This is a genomic window from Ensifer sp. MJa1 (assembly GCF_037026475.1).
Lineage (GTDB): Bacteria > Pseudomonadota > Alphaproteobacteria > Rhizobiales > Rhizobiaceae > Ensifer.
Window position 1 is genome coordinate 370676 of the sequence record NZ_JAKUMO010000002.1, and the last position, 19195, is coordinate 389870.

Here is a 19195-nt window from a genome sequence, read left to right on the forward strand (position 1 = left end):
CTGCGGCTGCACTTTGGCCGAAAAGGATAGAACCTTGGGAGGGGTTCGCGCATGGGAGAGTATCTGCTCGGGATCGACGCAGGCAACACCGTGATCAAGGCGGTGATTTTCGATCGAAGAGGAAACGAGGTCGCCATGGCCTCCGAGGAGGGACATAGCCATGTTCCGACGCCGGGCCATGTCGAGCGGGGGCTCGGTGAACTCTGGAGCCACGCGAAGGTGGTGATCCGCACCTGCATCGAGCGCGCGGGTATTCGCGCCGACGAGATCGCGGCGATCGGTTGCGCCGGCCACGGCAATGGCCTTTATGCGCTCGATCGCGCCGGCGAACCCTTGCTTGGCATCCAGTCGCTCGACACGCGCGCCGCCGGCCTCGTGGAGGAATGGCAGGCGCAAGGCGTGGGCGAGCAGACCTATGCGATTGCCGGGCAGAAGCCTTGGGCATCGCAGACGCCGACGCTGCTTGCCTGGCTCAAGCGCTATCGTCCGGACCTCTTTGCAAAGATCGGGACCGTATTCCTGTGCAAGGATTTTGTCGTCAACCGGCTGACCGGTGCGCGCGTCAGCGACGTTTCCGACATGAGTGGGGCGGGCCTGATCGATGTCGCCGGCCGCCGCTATGATCGCAATTTGATGCAGGCCTATGGCCTGGCGGAATGCATGGCGATCTTGCCCGCGCTTGCGGAAAGCGATGAAATCGTCGGCAGGGTCACCGAGGAGGCTGCGGCGCAGACGGGGCTTGCAGCCGGAACGCCTGTTGTCGGTGGCCTTTTCGATGTGGTCGCTTCGGCGATCGGCTCGGGTGTGACAAAGACGGGAGCGGCCTCGATCATTGCGGGCACCTGGAGCATCAACCAGGTGATCATCGATCAGCCCGACCTCGCCAATCCAATCTTCATGTTCTCGACCTTTGATCGAAATCGCTACATGGCGATCGAGGCGAGCGCGACCTCGGCGGCCAACCTCGAATGGCTGGTGCGCGAACTCTTTCCGCACGACGGCAAGGATGGTCGCTCGCCTTTCGATATTTGCTGCCAGTTGGCGGCCGAGATCAAGCCGGCGGCTAACGACCCGCTCTATCACCCGTTCCTCTACGGAGCGCAACAGGATGGCAGTGCGCGCGCCGGGTTCTACGGCATCGCCGGCTGGCACACCAAGGGCCACCTGGTGCGCGCCTTGCTGGAAGGCGTCGCCTTCGGTCATCGCCAGCATATCGCAGCGATGCGCGCTGCAGGCGCCGGTTTCGACGAAGCGGTGCTGTCGGGTGGCGGATCGCGCAGCCTGGTCTGGCCACAGATCTTCGCCGATGTCTTGAATGTGCCGGTGACGGTCGCTCGGTCGCGGGAAACCGGCGCGCTCGGCGCGGCGATCACCGCCGGTGTCGGCGTCGGGCTCTTTGCCGACGTATCTGCCGGAGCTGCCGCAATGGTGCGAACGGACCGGCACTATCGGCCGAATGCCGCGCTCGGTGCACATTACACCCGACGATACGACCTCTATTGTGAAATTGTCGCGGCGTTGACACCGATCTGGCGCCGACTTGCAACGCCCGACCATCTGGCGACGGAGGCGGCCGCCTAGCCGTCCGCCTACCGGATGAACGAGGTTTCCGTGAGCCCGCAAAACCGGATGCGGCCGCGGGCGATCCGCGATTGTTGCAGCGCCGCCGAGAGGGCGGCGCCGCTGTGCACGTGAGCGTATCGCGCTCAGAAGCGCATGTTGACGCCCGCCTTGATGACGTGGCTGTTGATGTCCTTTTCGCTCGAACCCGAAGCGGTGCTGGTGCGGACATCCGGCGTCATGATGTAATTGTACTCGATCTTGGCCGAGAGACCGCCGGCGAACGCCTGTTCGACGCCGGCACCAAGGAGGTAGCCGCCCTTGAAGTCGACATCGTTCTTCACGTCGCCGCCCTTCTTGTAGTTGGTCATGGCATAGCCGGCCGTGCCGTAGACGAGCGTCTGGTCGAAGGTGAGGCCGGCTTTCGGCCTGGACGCCGAGTGCGACGCCGTTGCGGTCAGCGAAGGGATTGGGGCTGCCGCTGAAACCTAGGCCGCCATGGGCACCGACATAGGCACCGCTCCAGCTGAAGGCAGGCTGATCCTGATAATCGGGCGCGGAAAAATCCGCGGCCCGGGACGGCTGGGCACCGAGGACGGCGAGGAGAGTGAGACTGAACCAGATGGGGCGGTTGTGGACTTGCCGCATGACATTGCTCCGTGGATGGGACAGGCGCCGGTCGGCGCTTGCTTCCTCTGACCGCGGTTCGCGCACGAAGTGTGCGGCCATGGGCTTTGGAAGCTACGGGGCATTTGCCGGTTGGACGGATTGCGCCAACATTGCACAAATCAATCAAGCTGCTGATTTTATTGTCCGCGGCGGGAACTCCTGGTGCTGGAGACGCTGGCGCGCAGACAGGGGGCACGGTGCAACGCTCGACGCTTGCCGCGCGCTGTCAGAACGATCACCGGAATGCCCGATTTCAGCGCGCGCACCCGCGGGATCAACGACAGTCCGTCTCCGTCAGGCAATTGCCGGTCAAGGATGATGCCGTCGTGAACGTGGTTTGCGAGGGCGGCCAAAGCGTGGTCGAGCGATGGCGCATGGTCCAGGATCATGTCGTAGCGACCAGGGGCTGCCCTGAGGGCTGCCGCCATTTCCAGTTCGTCCTCGACAAGGAGCAGGCGCATTGAAGATCTCCGAATCCGATGGGCGTGTGCGCCACGTCTGGTCGACCACGATTGCAGCAACGTTGCGGCGTGCGGCAGCGCGACAGGCGACGGTTTATCGGGACACTGAATGACGGCGCAATGCGGCTCGCAGAGGCTTTACCGTATTCCCCGTCAACGCTGCAGCCTTCGCCGCGAATGGGTCGAGCCGTAAAGTCCTCAAAAAACAGCCATCATCTGCTGGAACGCGTCATAGGCGGCGAGCACGGTTTGCATCTGCGCGGTGTGGCCGGCGACGAAGGCGGCGCCGTAGATCGTCTCATCGGGATACTCTGTGATCAGCGTCAGCGGCGCCACATGGCGCTCGTCGCATGAGATCATGCAGGCAAAGCCGTTGACCATGCGAAGGCCGATCTCGCCGGCATAGGTTTCACAGGAGGCGATCTGGCGGCTGTTGAAAGCGAGCAGTTCCGGGACCGCCTGGAGCCGCCCGGTGACCGCTTCGAGCAGGTGTTCGGCCCGGCCCTCCCATCCGGCGTGATGGCGCAAGATCAGGAGGAAACCTTTCGGCAGCGTCCACGTCGCAAAGCCGCGTGGCACATAGCCGGACAAGGGGCGGGTCCATTCGTGCGCAGGATAGCCGTGGAGGTTAAGGTGCAACTGCGCACCGCTTAGCCGCTCGGCCTGCAGGCGGATCTCACGCTCGTGAAGTGCTGCGCCGGTGCGGTATTCGAGGTCGTCGCCCAAGGCCGTATAGCGGGCGGCGTGGTGCATGTGCGCAGGATTGTCGGCCCTTAGCCGCTGGTGCACGGCATAGCCGTCGGGGTTTTCGAGTGGCGAAATGGTGAAATGGGCGCCCGGACGGGTGGCGAGCACCTGTGCAGCGCGAAGCGCCCCGACAATCCCACTTGTCTCGTTGGCGTGCTGGCCGCCACTGATCATGACGGCCGCGTCGGTTCCTTGTCTGTAACGGGCGCGCACCGTTCGACCGGCGCGCGATGTGGCCGTGAACGCATCGCCGTTGATTGCGGCCAGTTCGGCGTGGATCTGCGCCAGGGTCAGCGGCGCTTCGGCGGTCTGCAGGCGTTGCGGTGCAGCTTCGCTGTCGCTCTGTTGCAGCGGGCGCGTCTCGACGATGACGGCTGGGTCGCCGGCGGCAAGGGCAACCTCGGGCACGATCTGGCCGGGCTGCAGACCGCGGTCCCCGATTGGTCGGTCCGATCTCTTCTGGAATACTTCCAGCAGCGAAAAGTAGAATTCCTCGTGCAGCGCTTCGAGAAGGCTCACGGTCTCCTCGCCGACGGGCAGACGAAGGTCGGCTATCGGCAGGCCCACGCGGATGTTGAGCTCCTCGAAGTACGGCTCGCGATCGCCCCAGGCATGGTCGACGATCGCCCGCATGGCGCCGGCAAAAAGCTGTTCGTAGTCGGTTTCGAGATGGCCGTCGTGAAGGCTGCCGAAGCCGTCGACGCGGATCCAGCCGGTCGGCGATAGCTGGGTTTCACCGATGAAATCGGCGTGGATGCGGTTCGGCGCAAAAACGACGTGCTTTTCCTGACGCCCGTCGCTGAAGGTCAGCGCCACATCGTAGGTAAGGGCGGTGCTGCTGCCCCCTTTAAAGCGAATTTCGGCATCGCCGACCATCGCGGCGAGCGGATAGGCTTCGAGCAGGAAACGGTTCTGCGCTGCGTTCTCATGCTGCGGATAGCCGATGACAACAAGGCGAAGGTCCCGGCGGTCCACCTCTTCGAGGAAGAAGTGCAGCAGCGGCTTGTAGGCGCTGTGCAATCTTGCTTCGACGCCGAAGGCGGCGAGCCTCTCTTCCGCCGCCTTGCGGCTCGCGACATCGTTGAAAAGCCAGGCTTGAAGTTTCGTTCCGCGCGCCACTTCCCGGCCGTAGGTTACAAGCAGGTTGTCGAGCGTGCGTTCGAAGGTGGCAGCAAAAATCGTCGTCATTGCTAAGCCTTGCCGGGTGGAGCCTGTCAGAGGCGCCAGCACCGACGAGCCTCGCATTACCCGTTGGCCGAATCAATCCGCGAGAAGGCGGCAAGCACCGTACGCTCCGACTGCGTCAGGTAGGCCTCAAGCGATGCGGCAGCCTCTGCCGTCATGCCGGCCTCGAGCTTTTCGAGGATGGCTGCGTTGAGGTCGACATAGGGCGCGTGCAGCAGTTCGGGATCGGCCAGCAGGCCGAAGCTCAGGCGCAGTTCGGCGGCGATCTGGGCGTAAAACACGTTCAGCCGCTGGCTGTCGGCAAGATCGACGATCGCCGCGTGAAAGACCATGTTCTCGCTACCGACGGTCACCCAGTCCTTGGCGGCGCGAGCCGCCCGGGCGCGCCCGACGGCGGCGCGCATGCGCGCCACTGCCGGATGGTAAGGGTAGGCCTTGGCAAGCGCCTGGCATTCGATCATGCGTCGCACCCGGTAGATGTCGATGATCGAGGCCATGCTGGGTGTTGCGACGAAGACGCCGCGATTGGGCTCATGCCGAAGCAGGCCTTCCTTGGTCAGCAGACGGAATGCCTCGCGCAGCGAGTTGCGCGACACATCCAGGCCGGCGCTGAGTGCCGCTTCCGACAGGCGCTGCCCAGGCTTCAATTCGCCAGCGATCAGCTTGTCGCGGATCTCCTCCGCCAGCCGCGGCGCAAGCGCCGATGTGGTATCGTTTTCGACCATCAGAGCCCCTTGACCCGGGCGGGCATGAAACGCCGCGCCCCTGCGCATCGATATAGCGGTTTGCGCCCGCCGGAGCCATGAGCGGAGCGACGCAGCCTGTGGACTGAGGCACGCCGCATCACGCCAATGGTCCATCGGACGGACATGGAATGAGAAGTCCCGCAGCCGTCTCCTTATCGTTGAAGCGTGAAAAGAGGCAAGGGCGGTCGCAAATGTGGCCAGAACGTGCGCAGACATGGCCAGTTCGCGCTCTGGTACAAGCATTTTGCTCAACATTTAAGCAGATTGGTAGAACGATGCGTAAAATTGTTGAACAATCTTGACAGAATTGTGAAACGTGTCACCGTGGCATCCGTTAACGAATTCACACGGGCCGTCCTCGGAGACTTCAGAGAGGCGGTCCGCACAAAGGAGGGGTTCATGGAACAGTCAGCTATTTCATCCACGGGAGCCGTGCCGGTTGCACCGGCGCCGATGTCGGTCAAGTCGCGTCGTGCGGCATTGACCGCCGCGATCTTCCTGATGGCCACATCGGCCATCGGTCCGGGCTTCATCACCCAGACGGCGACATTCACCACCAAACTTGGCGCGGCCTTTGCCTTCGCGATCCTCGCCTCGATCCTGATCGACTTCGTCGTGCAGTTGAACATCTGGCGGATCGTGACGCTGACGAAGATGCGCGCCTCGGATCTCGCCAATGCGGCCATTCCAGGCTCCGGCTATCTGCTCGCCGTTCTCGTCATCGTCGGCGGCCTGTTCTTCAACATCGGCAATATCGGCGGCACCGGCCTTGGCGTGAACGCGATGATTGGCCTTGACCCGAAAATCGGCGGTGCGATCAGCGCGCTTCTCTCGATCGGGATTTTCCTGTCGAAGCGCGCCGGCATGGCGGTTGACCGCTTCATTATTCTTGCCGGCATCCTGATGATCGCGCTGACCGTCTACGTTGCCTTCGCCTCGGCTCCGCCGGTTGGCGATGCGCTGTTCCAGACGTTCCTGCCGTCCACCATCGATTTTGCCACCATCACCACCATCGTCGGCGGCACTGTTGGCGGCTACATCACCTATTCCGGCGCCCACCGCCTGCTCGACAAGGGCACGGTCGGCATCGAGAACCTCGGCGCGGTCAACCGCGCAGCGTTGACCGGCATCGCGGTCACCGGCGTCATGCGCTACGTGCTGTTCCTCGCCGTTCTCGGCGTTGTCGCCAGCGGCGTCGTTATCGACATTTCCGGCAAGGGTGCGAACCCGGCAGCCCAGGCGTTCCAGGCAGCCGCCGGCGACATCGGCATGCGCATCTTCGGCGTCATCCTCTGGGCCGCGGCCATCACATCGGTGATCGGCGCCGCCTACACCTCGGTTTCCTTCATCACTATCTTCAAGCAGGACATCACCGAACGCGGCCGCAACACCGCGACCGTCATCTTCATCGCCGTGTCGCTGTTCTTCTACGTGGTCATCACCACGCCTCCGGCCCAGATGCTCGTCTTCGTCGGCGGTCTCAACGGTCTCATCCTGCCGATCGGACTGTCGATCTTCATCTATGCGGCCTGGGCCCGCTCCGACCTTATGGGTGGCTACCGCTATCCCCGTTGGCTGCTGGCGCTCGGCGTGCTCGTCTGCGCGCTGACCTGGTACATGGGCTACAAGTCCATCGGCCCGATCTTCGCGCTGCTTTCGGCTTAAGCGCGCAACGAGTTGAAGTGCGGGCGGTCCTTCGCCCGCACTTCCGCCCGCACCACGAGAACCGATTAAGCTCGCGACCTCGAACCAGAATGGCCGGGGCCGGCGCGATCCAGGGAGATCCGACATGACTGCCATCGATCTGAACAGCGACCTTGGTGAAAGCTATGGCGCCTGGGGCATGGGCGACGATGCGGCGATGCTTTCCATCGTCTCCAGCGCCAATGTTGCCTGCGGTTTTCATGCCGGCGATCCGCTCGGCATCCTGAAAACCGTCAAGGCGGCCGCCGAAAAGGGCGTGTCGATCGGGGCGCACGTCTCCTATCCCGATCGCGTCGGCTTCGGCCGACGCGACATGGACGTCACGAGCGCGGAACTGACCGCCGACGTCATCTACCAGATCGGCGCGCTGAAGGGCGTCGCCGCCGCTGCCGGTGTCGCTGTCACCTATGTCAAGCCGCACGGCGCGCTCTACAACCGCATCGCCCATGACCCGAAACAGGGCCAGGCTGTGATCGATGGCATCAAGGCCATCGACCCGGATCTGGTGCTCATGGGTCTGGCCGGTGCGCCCATTCTCGACCTTGCCCGCAAGTCGGGCCTAAAAACCGTCGCCGAGGCCTTCGCCGATCGGGCCTACACGCCGGATGGCCAACTCGTCTCGCGCCGCGAGCCGGGTGCCGTGCTGCACGATACGGCCGTGATCGCCCGCCGCATGCTGCAGCTTGCCCGCGAGCGCACGCTCGAGGCGATCGACGGCTCGACCATCAAGATCGATGCGCAGTCGATCTGCGTGCATGGCGACAGCCCCGGCGCAGTCGCAATCGCGCAGGCGATCCGCGGGGCCTTCGAAGCCGACGGCATCACCGTCCGGTCGTTCCTGGCTGCCTGAGCGATACTGGGAGGAAACCATGATTGCGATTGAGAACCTTGGGCACATCGATGCCGCACCGGCACGCGCCGCCCGCGCGCGCTACCGCGGCGGCAGCGTCGAGCCGACATCCGGGGTTGCACCCGGCTTCACCCAGGCAAACATGATCGTGCTGCCGCGCGACTGGGCTTTCGACTTCCTGCTCTACGCCCAGCGCAACCCGAAGGCCTGCCCGGTGCTCGACGTTTCCGATCCTGGCTCGCATGCAACCCTTTTGGCGCCCGGAGCGGATCTGCGCACCGACCTGCCGCTTTATCGCATCTGGCGCGATGGCAAGTTGGCCGAAGAAACGGCCGATGCGACCGCCGCCTGGGCGGAGCATCCCGATCTCGTCAGTTTCCTGATCGGCTGCAGCTTCACCTTCGAAACGCCGATGGTCGAAGCCGGCATCGAGATCCGCCACATCACCGACAAGTCCAACGTGCCGATGTACCTGACCGACAGGGCCTGCCGCCCGGCCGGCCGCCTGCATGGCAACATGGTCGTCTCCATGCGGCCGATCAAGGCGAGCCGGGTTGCCGACGCCGCAACCATCTCCGGACGATTCCCGGCCGTGCACGGCGCGCCGGTTCATATCGGTGCACCCGAAGAACTTGGTATCAAGGATCTGGCAAGGCCCGAATTTGGCGATCCCGTCAGGATCGAACCCGGTGAAATCCCGGTGTTCTGGGCCTGCGGCGTGACCCCGCAGGCGGCCGTGATGGCGTCCGGCGTGCCCTTTGCCATCACCCACGCGCCGGGGCATATGTTCATCACCGATATTCCCGACACCGCCTATCACGCCTGAGGATCCGATGCGCTTCCTGCCCGTCAACCTGACGACCCTTTTGGTCGAACTTGCCGATCTCGACGAGACGCTGGCGCTGTTTGCGTCGCTCGAAGCCGATCCGGTGCAAGGCATCGTGGACATGGTCCCGGCTGCCCGCACGCTGATGATCCGCTTCCGTGCGGAAAAGCTCACCGCGGAGAGGCTGGCTGGCGAAATTGCCACGCGTAACCTTTCGGCCCGTATCGCTCCGTCGGAGGAGCTGGTCGAGATTCCGGTGCGCTATGACGGCGAAGACCTTGCTGATGTGGCCGAGCTGACCGGGCTTTCCGTCGACGAGGTCATCCGCCGCCACACCGAGAGCACGTTTACCGTCGCCTTCTGCGGCTTTGCGCCCGGCTTCGGCTATCTTGTCGGCGGTGATCCGGCGCTGCAGGTGCCGCGCCGCCAGAGCCCGCGCACCCGGATCCCGGCCGGCTCGGTCGCTCTCGCAGGCGCGTTTTCCGGCGTCTATCCGCAGGCAAGCCCCGGCGGCTGGCAGATCATCGGCACGACGCCGGAAAAGATGTGGGACCTGTCGCGCGATCCACCGGCGCTGTTCCAGCCCGGCCATCGGGTGCGCTTCGTCGATCTGGCAAAGCGGCCGGTTACGGTTGCGCCTGCACCGGTCAAGGCGGAGGATACTGCCCAGCCAAGTGCCGCGACGGCAGCGGTCACACTGAAGGTGCTGGCGGCACCCATGCCGGCACTGTTCCAGGATCTCGGCCGCTACGGCCAGACCGGTCAGGGCGTATCGTCCTCCGGGGCGCTCGACCGCGGGGCGCTGCAGGCGGCCAACCGTGTCGTCGGCAATGCCGCCGGAACACCCTGCCTTGAAATCATCCTCGGCGGCTTTTCGTTCGAGGTGTCCGGCCGCGCCGTCATCGCGCTCACCGGCGCGCCCTGTCCAATATCGATCCTAGACGCCGCTGGCCGCATGATCAGCGCCGAGACCTATCAGCCGGTCTCGCTGGAACCCGGCGACACCGTCACGCTCGGCCAGGCGCCATCAGGCGCGCGCAGCTATCTCGCCATCCGTGGCGGCTTCAAGGTGAAGCCGGTGCTCGGCAGCGCCTCGACCGACACGCTCGCAGTCGTCGGTCCGGCCCCGGTCACGGCGGGTGCCGTGCTGATCGTCGAGAAGGAGAGCGGGGCGCTGGCGAGCGTGTCGCTCACCGAAGCGCCGGCCTTCGCCTTTCCCGTGCCCGGTGAAACCGTGACGCTCGACGTCGTCATGGGTCCGCGCAGCGACTGGTTCACCGAGGCAGGCATCGCCAGCCTCTCGGGCCAGCTGTTTCAGGTGACGCCGCAGTCGAACCGTGTCGGCATCCGCCTTTCCGGTGAAACTGCGCTCGAACGCAAGGACAAGGCGGAATTGCCGAGCGAGGGAACGGCGACCGGCGCCATCCAGGTGCCGCACAGCGGTCAGCCCGTGCTCTTTCTCGCCGACCATCCGTTGACCGGCGGCTACCCGGTCATCGGCACGGTCGCCGAACATCATCTCGATCTCGCCGGGCAGATCCCGGTCAATGCCCAGATCCGTTTCCGGCCCGTGACGACGTTCGCGGATGTTCGGCCCGCAAGGGCCTGAGACCACAGCCCGGCCGCCCAGAAGTTAGTGAGGAGACACCCATGCAGAAAGTCCTGATTGCCAATCGCGGCGAGATCGCAGTGCGCATCATCCGGGCCTGTCGCGACCACGGCCTGCAATCGGTCGCCGTTTATGCCGATCCGGACATGGACGCGCTGTTCGTCAAGCTGGCCGACGAGGCCTATGGCCTTTCCGGCAGCCGCCCGGCCGAGACCTATCTCGATATCGCCAAGCTGATCGAAATCGCCAAGCGCTCGGGCGCCGACGCGGTCCATCCCGGCTACGGCTTTCTGTCCGAGCGGGCCGAATTCGCCCGGGCAGTGATCGATGCGGGTCTGATCTGGATCGGTCCGGATCCTGAGGTCATCGAGGCGCTCGGCGACAAGGTCGAGGCCCGTCGCATCGCGTTGAGTGTCGGCGCGCCGCTCGTTGCCGGCAGCGACGGCCCTGTTGAGACATCAGCCGAAGTCATCGCCTTTGCCGAGAAGCACGGGCTTCCCGTCGCCATCAAGGCGGCCCATGGCGGCGGCGGTCGGGGCCTCAAGGTCGCCTGGAAGATGGAGGAAGTGGCGGAACTCTACGAATCCGCCGTTCGCGAGGCCAAGGCCGCCTTTGGCCGCGGCGAGTGCTTCCTCGAGCGCTTCCTCGATCGCCCGCGTCACATCGAAGCACAGGTGCTTGCCGACAAGCATGGCAACGTGCTGGTGCTCGGCACCCGTGACTGCTCGTTGCAGCGGCGCAACCAGAAGCTCGTCGAGGAGGCGCCGGCGCCGTTCCTGTCCGACGCGCAGCGCCAGTCGATCCATGACGCCGCCAAGAAGATTTGCGCGGCCGCCGGCTATGCGGGCGCCGGCACGGTCGAGTTCCTGCTCGGCCTCGACGGCACGATCTCCTTCCTCGAAGTGAACACGCGCCTGCAGGTCGAACATCCAGTGACGGAAGAGACGACCGGCATCGACCTCGTCATCGAACAGTTCCGCATCGCCGACGGCCTGCCGTTGCGCGTCACCGAGACGCCCGCACCACGCGGCCACTCGATCGAATTCCGCATCAATGCCGAGGACCCTGGCAGGGGCTTCCTTCCGACGCCGGGCGCCATCACCGCCTTTGAGGCGCCGTCCGGTCCCGGCATCCGGCTCGACAGCGGCGTGAGCGCGGGTTCGACCGTGCCTGGCACCTTCGATTCGCTGATGGCCAAGCTGATCGTCACCGGCACCACCCGCGAGGAGGCATTGAGGCGCGCCCGGCGCGCCCTGATGGAGTTCCGGATCGAAGGCATTGCCACGGTTCTGCCCTTCCACCGTGCCGCGATCGAAACGGAGGAATTTGTCGGCGAGAACGGCTTCAAGGTTCACACGCGCTGGATCGAGACCGATTTTGCCGACCGTCTTGCCGCCGCTGCCCGGCCGGAGCCGGTGGCCGACCAGCATCTGATCCGCACCCATGTCGAGATTGACGGCAAGCGACACGCACTCGGCATCCCTGCAGTGTTGCTCGCAGGGCTCGGCGGGCTTTCCGGAACGCGCGCCGCACCGGTTGCGGCAAAGGTCGAGGATGCGGCGAGCATTGCCGCGCCGATCTCCGGCACGCTGCAGGCCTTCAAGGTCGAGGATGGCGCAGAGGTTGCCGCCGGCGATCTGATCGCCGTGATGGAGGCGATGAAAATGGAAACCCAGGTCACAGCATCGCGGGCAGGCAAAATTCGCCTCAGTGCGGCGGCCGGCGCCTATCTGCAGGCCGGGACGGAAATCGCCCGTTTCGAGGCCTGAATTCATCCCCTTTCCCTGGGGAGCGGCAGACTGAAATCTCCCAAGACTGCTGCGGTGGTCTGCGGGCGGGCGAGCGATCGCCCGCCCGTCGTCGTTTCAGAGACATGCAGAATTGTTTTTGCTGCGATTGCGAAAAGACGCGATCGCTTTTTTAACCCGAATTTAAATTCGAAATTACTAAGTACTTATTGGTCAGTGCGCGCTGCAATCCCTCCCGAACAGCGCTCGCAAACAGCCGGTCTTCCTCCCGCCGGTATGGCTGACCATGTCCCCTGCCAACAGCGCGATCGCGACATCCAAGGAGTCACGGCAGTGACGTTCAAGAACCTTTCGATATTGACCAAGGTCGGCCTCGTGGTCGTGGTCATGGGCATATCCTCCATCCTGATCGCGCTTGCCGGTGCGCGCGGTCTTTCCTCGCTCGGCGCGACGATCATCGATGTCGGCGCGCGCGAAGAGGCCGCGCGCGAGGCAATGGACCTGCGCGTCGATATCATCGCCATCAGCCGCATGACCTATCAGCTTGCCGCGGCGCCCGAGAAGGCCGCCGATTTCGGCACGGAAACCGAGAAGCGCGCCGCAGAAATGCTCGGCCGTCTGACGAAGATCGAGGCGGTCGCCGACGATGCGGAAGACAAGCTTCTGAACGACATCCGCATCACGCTGAACAGCTACTTCGACCAGATCCGGGCGATGGTCGCCGTTGCCGCCGACAAGGGCGCCTCGGACGCGGCTGCCGTTAAGGCCGCACTCGACAAGGCGCTCGACGCGCAGAAGACGGTGACGACGACGGTCAAGGCCTACAGCACCTATTCCGGTGACGCGCTGGCCGCGGCCCGCGCCGAAGCCCTCAACTCTTCGTCCGTCGCCATGACCATCCTTGCCGCGGCCGCTGCGGCCTGCGTGCTTTTCGGCGTCGGCGTCAGCCTCGTCGTTGCCCGCCGTGGCATCGTCATTCCGGTGCGCGAACTGACCTCGACCATGAGCGAACTGGCCGACGGCAAGCTCGACGGCATTGGCACGGATGTCTCGCGCAAGGACGAGATCGGCGAGATGGCCCGTGCGGTCGAAGTCTTCCGCAAGAACGGCATCGCCATGCGGTCGATGAAGGCGCAGGAAGCAGCACTTCATGCCCGCAGCAGCGATCTCCAGTCCAATATCAGCGTGGTCGTTGCCTCGGCCGTCGCCGGTGATTTCACCGGCCGCATCACCAAGGACTATGAGAACGATGACCTCAATCGCTTCGCCTCAAGCGTCAACGAACTGGTCTCGAGCGTTGACCAGACGGTCAACGAAGTGCGACGGGTGATCGCAGCACTTGCCGATGCCGACCTGACGCAGACGATGCGCGGCGAATTCCACGGCGCCTTTGCCGAGCTGCAGACGAACGTCAACCAGACGATGGTGACGCTGCGCTCGACCATGCAGAACGTGCGCACCGCAGCAAGCACGATCAACGACAACTCCGCCGAGCTGAGCTCGGCTGCCAATGACCTGTCGAAGCGTACGGAACAGCAGGCGGCAGCGCTCGAAGAGACCGCAGCCGCCCTCGACGAGATCACTTCGACCGTGCGCACCGCTTCCGAGCGGGCGAACGAGGCGCATGAGATGGTGCGCGCCACCAAGGAAAGCGCCGGCCGTTCCGGTGAGATCGTGCGCAGCGCGGTCGACGCGATGGGCCGGATCGAGGATTCCTCTAACCGCATCAACCAGATCATCTCGGTCATCGACGAGATCGCCTTCCAGACCAATCTTCTGGCGCTCAACGCAGGGGTCGAAGCGGCCCGTGCCGGCGAAGCCGGCCGCGGCTTTGCCGTCGTCGCCCAGGAAGTGCGCGAGCTCGCCCAGCGCTCGGCCAACGCCGCCAAGGAGATCAAGACGCTGATCCACAGGTCGGCATCGGAGGTCGAGAACGGCGTGTCGCTCGTGCGTTCCACCGGCGAGGCGTTGCTTGAGATCGAGACGCTGGTCAACAACGTCAGCGGCCACGTCAACACGATCGCGACGGCCGCCCGCGAACAGGCGACGGCGCTGCAGGAGATCAACACCTCGGTCAACCACATGGACCAGATGACCCAGCAGAATGCGGCGATGGTGGAAGAAACCACGGCGGCCAGCGGTACGCTCGCCGAAGAAAGCCGTCAGCTGCGCACGATGCTGGCGAAGTTCAAGCTCGAGGCACAAAGCGTCCGCGAAAGCTGGGGCCGCGCGGCCTGATCGTGCGATACCAACAGACAAAGAATGGGCTGGCAAATGCCGGCCCATTCTCGTTTCAGGCGGGTGATCTGATGCTCACGCTTCCGGGGCGTAGCCGAAGACGACGGCCGGGTTCTCCGCGGTCTCGACCCACACACTTTTCGTCTGGGTATAGGCCATCAGCGCATCGCGGCCGGAGGATCGACCGTAGCCGGAACGGCCGAAGCCACCGAAGGGCGACATGACGCTGATCGTCTTGTAGCCGTTGATCCAGAAGGTGCCCGCGCGTACCCGGGAGGCCACCCGATGCGCGCGACCGACGTCACGGGTCCAGACCGCACCGGCAAGGCCGTAGGGGTTGTCGTTGGCAAGGGCTACTGCCTCTTCCTCGTCGTCGAAGACTGTGACGCCGACGACCGGGCCGAACACCTCTTCACGGGCGATCGTCATGTTCGGCTTGACATTGTCGAGGATGGTCGGCGCGAAATAGAAGCCGCCAGAGGCGTGAAGCGCTGCCGGCTTGGCGCCGCCGGTTGCAAGCGTCGCGCCCTCAGCCACGCCCTGGCGCACCATTTCTTCGATCTTTGCCCATTGGCGGGCGTTGTTGATCGGGCCGATCTGCGTGGCGTCCAGATAGGGATCGCCCACCGGAATGCGCTCGGCGGCCTCTGCATACCGTTCGACGAACTGCTGGTGCACAGAGCGGTGCACGAGCAGGCGGGAGCCGGCAACGCAGCTCTGCCCGGCGCCGGAGAAGATCGCCGACTGGGCGCCGACAATGGCGCGGTCGAGATCGGCATCGGCAAAGACGATGTTGCCGGACTTGCCGCCGAGTTCGAGGATGCAGGGCACGACGTTCCTTGCGGCCGCAGCCGCAATTGCCGAACCGGCAAGGGCCGAACCGACGAAGACGACGAGCGCCGTCTTCGGGTGGGCGACCATCGCCTGGCCCGCCGTCACCCCTTGCCCGGCAATGACATTCACGAGGCCGCGCGGCGCACCGCCGGCCTCGCAGAGCGCGCCGAGCACCAGCGTGCTGAGCGGCGTCAGCTCCGACGGCTTGATCACCACGCCATTGCCGGCGCAGATGGCGGGCGCGATCTGCCAGCCGCCGGTAAAGAGCGGCGCGTTCCAGGGAGTGATCTGGGCAACGACGCCGAGCGGCTCGTTGCGGGTGTAGTTGAGGTGCGATGTCGGAACCGGGATGACTTCGCCATGCAGCTTGTCGCACCAGCCGGCGTAATATTCGAACATTTCGGCGACGCGCACGGCCTCGCCACGGATGTCGCGGATCGGCCTTCCGGCCGAGCGGCTTTCGAGCTCGGCGATTTCGCCGGCGCGTTCGCGGATCTTGCGGGCGATCTCGTTCATCACCCGGCCGCGGGCGGACGCCGTCATCGAAATCCACTCACACTGGGCGCGCGCGGCTGCCTGCATCGCCGCATCGACGACATCTGCGCCGGCATCCTTGAAAGTGGCGAAGACTTCGCCGGTTGCCGGATCGGTCAGCTTCTGCTCGTCGCCGGAGCCGGGCACAAGCGCGCCGTCGACAAAGCTGCCGATCTCGGTGCCGGGAATGAGGCCGTGGAAGAGGGCGCGGATGCGCTCGGCCTTGGCGGGCATGGTCATGTCGTTCATCGTTGTTCCCTTGGTGTCAGTTGTCGTTGGCCGGGCGGAAGGCGCCCATGCGGGTAAAATCCTCGGCATTGTCGAGCGGGCTTTCGGCCCAGAGCTTGGCGACAGCGGCCGCGAGCGGCAGTTGGGCGCCAGTTCGTGCCGCAAGCTCACTGGCGAGGCGCACGTCTTTGCGCATCAGCCCCATGGTGAAGCCGCTGTCGAAGCGGCCGTTCATCACCCAGGTCGGGAAATGCACTTCGCTGATCATCGACTTGCCGGAGGCAGCGTTCAGCACCGTCAGCGCTTCTTCCGCATCGAGCCCGGCGGCAAGCGCCAGCTTCAGGCCCTCGCCCGTCGTCACCATGTGGGCGGCGGCAAGCAGGTTGTTGACGAGCTTGGCGACGTTGCCGGCGCCGCTCTCACCCACATGCAGCGCCTTTGCCGACATCGCCTCGATGACCGGAGCGGCAAGCGCGACATCGGCGTCGCTGCCGCCGATCATCATCGTCAGCTTGCCGTTCGCCGCACCGGCTGGCCCGCCGGAAACGGGCGCGTCGATAAAGCCATGGCCGAGGCTGGCAAGGGCGGCGGCCAGATCGCGCGAGACATCAGGCTCCGATGTCGAGGTGTCGATGATCACGACGCGGCGGCCGGCCGCTTTCAGCGCTTCAAGATTGGCCTCGACCACGGCTGCGACGTCCTTGGCCGTCGGCAGTGAGAAGACGATGAAATCGGTGTCGAAGAACACTTCGGCGAGTGCGGCAACAGGGGAGACGCCGGCTTCGGCGGCAAGTGTGCGCCGCGCCTCAGACAGATCGAAACCCTTGACCGCGAAGCCCTTGGCCGCGAGCGTTGTCGCCATGCCGAGCCCCATGGCCCCCAATCCCACCACGCCAACATTCGTTCGTTCCGCTGTCATGATCCGTTCTACCCTCGTATCGTTCTGATGATCGGATGAGGGTGGCATGCGGGGTGGTGGGTCGGTAGACGGCGTGGCTGGTACAATGCGTTGCTGGTGTCGCAACGTCTAAGCCGTTGCGTTCGGTGCGGGACGGGCGCCCGACTGCTGGCGAAAGGACGCCGCAGTCACCGGGAGTAGAGGGCGCGAGTATCGGGAAGGGCGGGAAGGGGCCGGCCGGTCAGCGCTGAAACGACTGCATTTCCGTTGCCAGGTGCTGTCCGAGCTTTTCGACCGAAATCGGCAGACGGCGGTGCGCCCGCACCATAAGGTGGGCGGTCGCCTCGCTCAGCAGCGGATCGGCAAGATCAATGGCCCTCATGGCGCCGCGCGCGATTTCGACCGCAACGGCCGTTCGCGGCAGGAAGGTGACGCCGAGGCCGGCGGCGACGAAACGGCGCAACACCTCGATCGAATGGGTTTCAAGCAGTGGCGCCAGCGCCAGTCCGGCATCGGCGGCCACCCGCGCCACCAGTTGTGTCACGCCGTTGCCCTTACCGAGCAGGGCGCAAGGCGACGTCAGGCAATCCGCGAGGCTCAGATCGTTTCGTTCCGCGAGCGGATGCCCCGTCGGCACGATGACGCAGAGTGGCTGGCGGGCGATTGCGAGCGCCCGGATGCGCGGGTCGGTGAAGGGGGTGTAGGCGATGCCGATATCGGCGTCACTGTTGGCGATGGCATCAACCACGTCTTCGGTGCTGCCGAGTTCGACGATGTAGCGGACGTAGGAATGCGCCTTGGAGAATGAGGAAAGCCCGTTTTCCACCAGGTCGGCCATGAAGCCTTCGCCGCAGCGAATGCGGATGCGGGTCTGCTGCACACCCCGGATCTGGTCGAGCTGTTCGGCGAGCAACCCATTGTCCTCGAGCACCCGCTTGCCGTGTTCGAGCACCAGTTCGCCGGCGTCGGTCAGCACCGTGCCGCGGGCGGTGCGCTCGAACAGGGAAAGGCCGATGTCGCGCTCGGTGTCGGCGATCTGCCGGCTGACGACCGATGGTGCCAGCCCCATATGTTCGGCCGCGCCCCGGATCGAGCCGATGCGCGCAACCGCCATAAAGATCCTGAGCGCTTTCGCGTCGAGTACGTCCATGGCGGTCATGGATGCGACGGATTCCCTTTGGGGTCAACGGCCAAGCGAGGTCGCGATCAGGCGCGTCCAGAGGTTTACGCCATGACCGATGATCGCGTCGTTGAAATCGTAGTGCGGCGAGTGCAGGCCGGGGTTTTCGCCGTCGCGCTTTGCGCCGAGCCAGAGGTAGCAGCCGGGGCGCTCGTCGAGCATGAAGGCGAAGTCTTCCGCCGCCATGCTCGGGGCGGCATCGACGACGGTCAGCGCAGGATCCTCAGCGGCAACAGATCGCACCAACGCTGCCGCTGCTGCATCGTTGATTGTGGCCGGGTAGCGTCGCTGGTAGTCGAGTTCAGCCCTGCAGTCGAGCCCTTCGGCAAGCGCCGTGACGAGCGCGCGCATACGGTTTTCGAGCGTGTCGCCGACCGCCTTGTCGAACCAGCGCGTCGTGCCGCGGATCACGGCCTTCTCGGGGATCACGTTCCAGGCGTCGCCGCCGTGGATCTGGGTGACGGAGACGACGGCGGCTTCGAGCGGCGAGACGTTGCGGCTGGCGATGGTCTGCAGGGCCGTGACGATCTGGGCGCTAGCGACCAGCGGATCGGCGCCCTCATGCGGCATCGCGCCATGGGCGCCGCGACCGGTAATGATGATCTCGAAGACGCCGAAGGCGGCCATCATCGCGTCGTCGCGGGCAACGACCGAACCGGCGTCGAGCGCCGGCCAATTGTGCAGCGCATAGACGGCATCAGCCGGAAAATCGCGGAAGAGCCCGTCGGCGACCATGGTCCGTGCGCCGCCTTCGGCCTCCTCGGCCGGCTGGAAGATGAAGTGCACTGTGCCGTCGAAGTCCATTTCGCTCGCCTGCCGGGCGGCGGCAAGCAGCATGGCCACATGGCCGTCATGGCCGCATGCATGCATCTTTCCTTGCGTCTTCGACGCATAGGCGACGCTGCTCGTCTCGACGATCGGCAGCGCGTCCATGTCGGCGCGGATGGCGATCGTGCGTTTCGACGTGCCGCGCGAGAGCGTCCCGACAAGCCCGGTGCCGCCAAAGCCGTCCTTCACCGCAATGCCCCACTCCGCGAGCCGGCCGGCAACGAAGGCCGCGGTCTGTCGCTCCTCGAAGGCCAGTTCCGGATAGGCATGCAGGTGATGACGCCAACGGATGGTTTCCTCGATGCGCTCGGGGGTGATGTCGTGGCGGGTCATGGCGTGCATCCTGTCGA

General features: G+C 65.0%; 15 protein-coding genes. 7 read left to right on the top strand and 8 right to left on the bottom strand.

Annotated elements, in window-relative coordinates; all coding sequences use genetic code 11:
- Positions 1-51: 51 nt before the first annotated feature.
- Positions 52-1581, top strand: a complete 1530-nt coding sequence (locus tag MKZ91_RS04455; RefSeq protein ID WP_336168360.1) for an FGGY-family carbohydrate kinase — start codon at positions 52-54, stop codon at positions 1579-1581.
- 125 nt (positions 1582-1706) lie between these two features.
- Here MKZ91_RS04455 and MKZ91_RS04460 read toward each other — a convergent pair whose 3' ends face one another.
- From MKZ91_RS04460 to MKZ91_RS04475, 4 genes are all read right to left on the bottom strand, one after another.
- Entirely contained in the window at positions 1707-1931 is a 225-nt protein-coding gene (locus MKZ91_RS04460) for an outer membrane protein (RefSeq protein ID WP_336168362.1), read from the bottom strand.
- Positions 1932-2366: 435 nt separating this feature from the next.
- The gene (locus MKZ91_RS04465) at positions 2367-2690 is read right to left on the bottom strand and encodes a response regulator transcription factor (RefSeq protein ID WP_336168364.1); all 324 of its coding nucleotides are present in this window, start codon (positions 2688-2690) and stop codon (positions 2367-2369) included.
- 198 nt (positions 2691-2888) lie between these two features.
- Entirely contained in the window at positions 2889-4625 is a 1737-nt protein-coding gene (locus tag MKZ91_RS04470) for a peptidase M14 (protein ID WP_336168367.1), read from the bottom strand.
- A gap of 56 nt (positions 4626-4681) precedes the next feature.
- Positions 4682-5347, bottom strand: a complete 666-nt coding sequence (locus tag MKZ91_RS04475) for a GntR family transcriptional regulator (RefSeq protein ID WP_336168369.1) — start codon at positions 5345-5347, stop codon at positions 4682-4684.
- A 420-nt stretch (positions 5348-5767) separates the two neighbouring features.
- Between MKZ91_RS04475 and MKZ91_RS04480 the strand changes: the two genes are divergently transcribed.
- From MKZ91_RS04480 to MKZ91_RS04505, 6 genes are all read left to right on the top strand, one after another.
- Positions 5768-7033, top strand: coding sequence for an NRAMP family divalent metal transporter (locus MKZ91_RS04480; RefSeq protein ID WP_442892193.1), 1266 nt, complete (start codon positions 5768-5770; stop codon positions 7031-7033).
- Positions 7034-7157: 124 nt separating this feature from the next.
- Positions 7158-7922, top strand: coding sequence for a LamB/YcsF family protein (locus MKZ91_RS04485; RefSeq protein WP_336168371.1), 765 nt, complete (start codon positions 7158-7160; stop codon positions 7920-7922).
- A gap of 19 nt (positions 7923-7941) precedes the next feature.
- Positions 7942-8748 carry a putative hydro-lyase gene (locus MKZ91_RS04490; protein WP_336168374.1) on the top strand — a complete coding sequence of 269 codons (807 nt, stop codon included), beginning with the start codon at positions 7942-7944 and terminating at the stop codon, positions 8746-8748.
- 7 nt (positions 8749-8755) lie between these two features.
- Positions 8756-10357 (top strand): 5-oxoprolinase/urea amidolyase family protein, encoded by a 1602-nt coding sequence (locus MKZ91_RS04495; RefSeq protein WP_336168376.1) that lies wholly within the window; start codon positions 8756-8758, stop codon positions 10355-10357.
- A gap of 41 nt (positions 10358-10398) precedes the next feature.
- On the top strand, positions 10399-12126 hold the full coding sequence (locus MKZ91_RS04500; protein WP_336168378.1) for an acetyl/propionyl/methylcrotonyl-CoA carboxylase subunit alpha: 1728 nt from the start codon (positions 10399-10401) through the stop codon (positions 12124-12126).
- A 312-nt stretch (positions 12127-12438) separates the two neighbouring features.
- Complete coding sequence (locus MKZ91_RS04505) at positions 12439-14343, top strand: methyl-accepting chemotaxis protein (RefSeq protein WP_336168380.1); 1905 nt, start codon at positions 12439-12441, stop codon at positions 14341-14343.
- Between the two features lie 75 nt (positions 14344-14418).
- On the opposite strand, the gene MKZ91_RS04510 is transcribed toward MKZ91_RS04505, so the two are convergent.
- The 4 genes from MKZ91_RS04510 to MKZ91_RS04525 form a co-directional block, all read right to left on the bottom strand.
- Positions 14419-15960 (bottom strand): aldehyde dehydrogenase family protein, encoded by a 1542-nt coding sequence (locus MKZ91_RS04510; protein WP_442892194.1) that lies wholly within the window; start codon positions 15958-15960, stop codon positions 14419-14421.
- A gap of 16 nt (positions 15961-15976) precedes the next feature.
- A complete protein-coding gene (locus tag MKZ91_RS04515; protein WP_336168381.1) occupies positions 15977-16858 on the bottom strand; it encodes an NAD(P)-dependent oxidoreductase in 882 nt (293 codons plus the stop codon).
- A gap of 220 nt (positions 16859-17078) precedes the next feature.
- Positions 17079-17996: a LysR family transcriptional regulator gene (locus MKZ91_RS04520; RefSeq protein WP_336168383.1), complete on the bottom strand. Its 918-nt coding sequence runs from the start codon at positions 17994-17996 to the stop codon at positions 17079-17081.
- Between the two features lie 24 nt (positions 17997-18020).
- Positions 18021-19178, bottom strand: coding sequence for a M20 aminoacylase family protein (locus tag MKZ91_RS04525; RefSeq protein WP_336168386.1), 1158 nt, complete (start codon positions 19176-19178; stop codon positions 18021-18023).
- Positions 19179-19195: the final 17 nt, after the last annotated feature.

What these genes read in the sequence shown, in the direction of transcription:
- MKZ91_RS04465 (WP_336168364.1), bottom strand. Translation starts at nt 2,690, where the DNA reads ATGCGCCTGCTCCTTGTCGAGGACGAACTGGAAATGGCGGCAGCCCTC.
- MKZ91_RS04480 (WP_442892193.1), top strand. Translation starts at nt 5,768, where the DNA reads ATGGAACAGTCAGCTATTTCATCCACGGGAGCCGTGCCGGTTGCACCG.
- MKZ91_RS04525 (WP_336168386.1), bottom strand. Translation starts at nt 19,178, where the DNA reads ATGACCCGCCACGACATCACCCCCGAGCGCATCGAGGAAACCATCCGT.
- MKZ91_RS04495 (WP_336168376.1), top strand. Translation starts at nt 8,756, where the DNA reads ATGCGCTTCCTGCCCGTCAACCTGACGACCCTTTTGGTCGAACTTGCC.
- MKZ91_RS04470 (WP_336168367.1), bottom strand. Translation starts at nt 4,625, where the DNA reads ATGACGACGATTTTTGCTGCCACCTTCGAACGCACGCTCGACAACCTG.
- MKZ91_RS04485 (WP_336168371.1), top strand. Translation starts at nt 7,158, where the DNA reads ATGACTGCCATCGATCTGAACAGCGACCTTGGTGAAAGCTATGGCGCC.
- MKZ91_RS04510 (WP_442892194.1), bottom strand. Translation starts at nt 15,960, where the DNA reads ATGAACGACATGACCATGCCCGCCAAGGCCGAGCGCATCCGCGCCCTC.
- MKZ91_RS04455 (WP_336168360.1), top strand. Translation starts at nt 52, where the DNA reads ATGGGAGAGTATCTGCTCGGGATCGACGCAGGCAACACCGTGATCAAG.
- MKZ91_RS04475 (WP_336168369.1), bottom strand. Translation starts at nt 5,347, where the DNA reads ATGGTCGAAAACGATACCACATCGGCGCTTGCGCCGCGGCTGGCGGAG.
- MKZ91_RS04460 (WP_336168362.1), bottom strand. Translation starts at nt 1,931, where the DNA reads ATGACCAACTACAAGAAGGGCGGCGACGTGAAGAACGATGTCGACTTC.
- MKZ91_RS04520 (WP_336168383.1), bottom strand. Translation starts at nt 17,996, where the DNA reads ATGACCGCCATGGACGTACTCGACGCGAAAGCGCTCAGGATCTTTATG.
- MKZ91_RS04490 (WP_336168374.1), top strand. Translation starts at nt 7,942, where the DNA reads ATGATTGCGATTGAGAACCTTGGGCACATCGATGCCGCACCGGCACGC.
- MKZ91_RS04500 (WP_336168378.1), top strand. Translation starts at nt 10,399, where the DNA reads ATGCAGAAAGTCCTGATTGCCAATCGCGGCGAGATCGCAGTGCGCATC.
- MKZ91_RS04515 (WP_336168381.1), bottom strand. Translation starts at nt 16,858, where the DNA reads ATGACAGCGGAACGAACGAATGTTGGCGTGGTGGGATTGGGGGCCATG.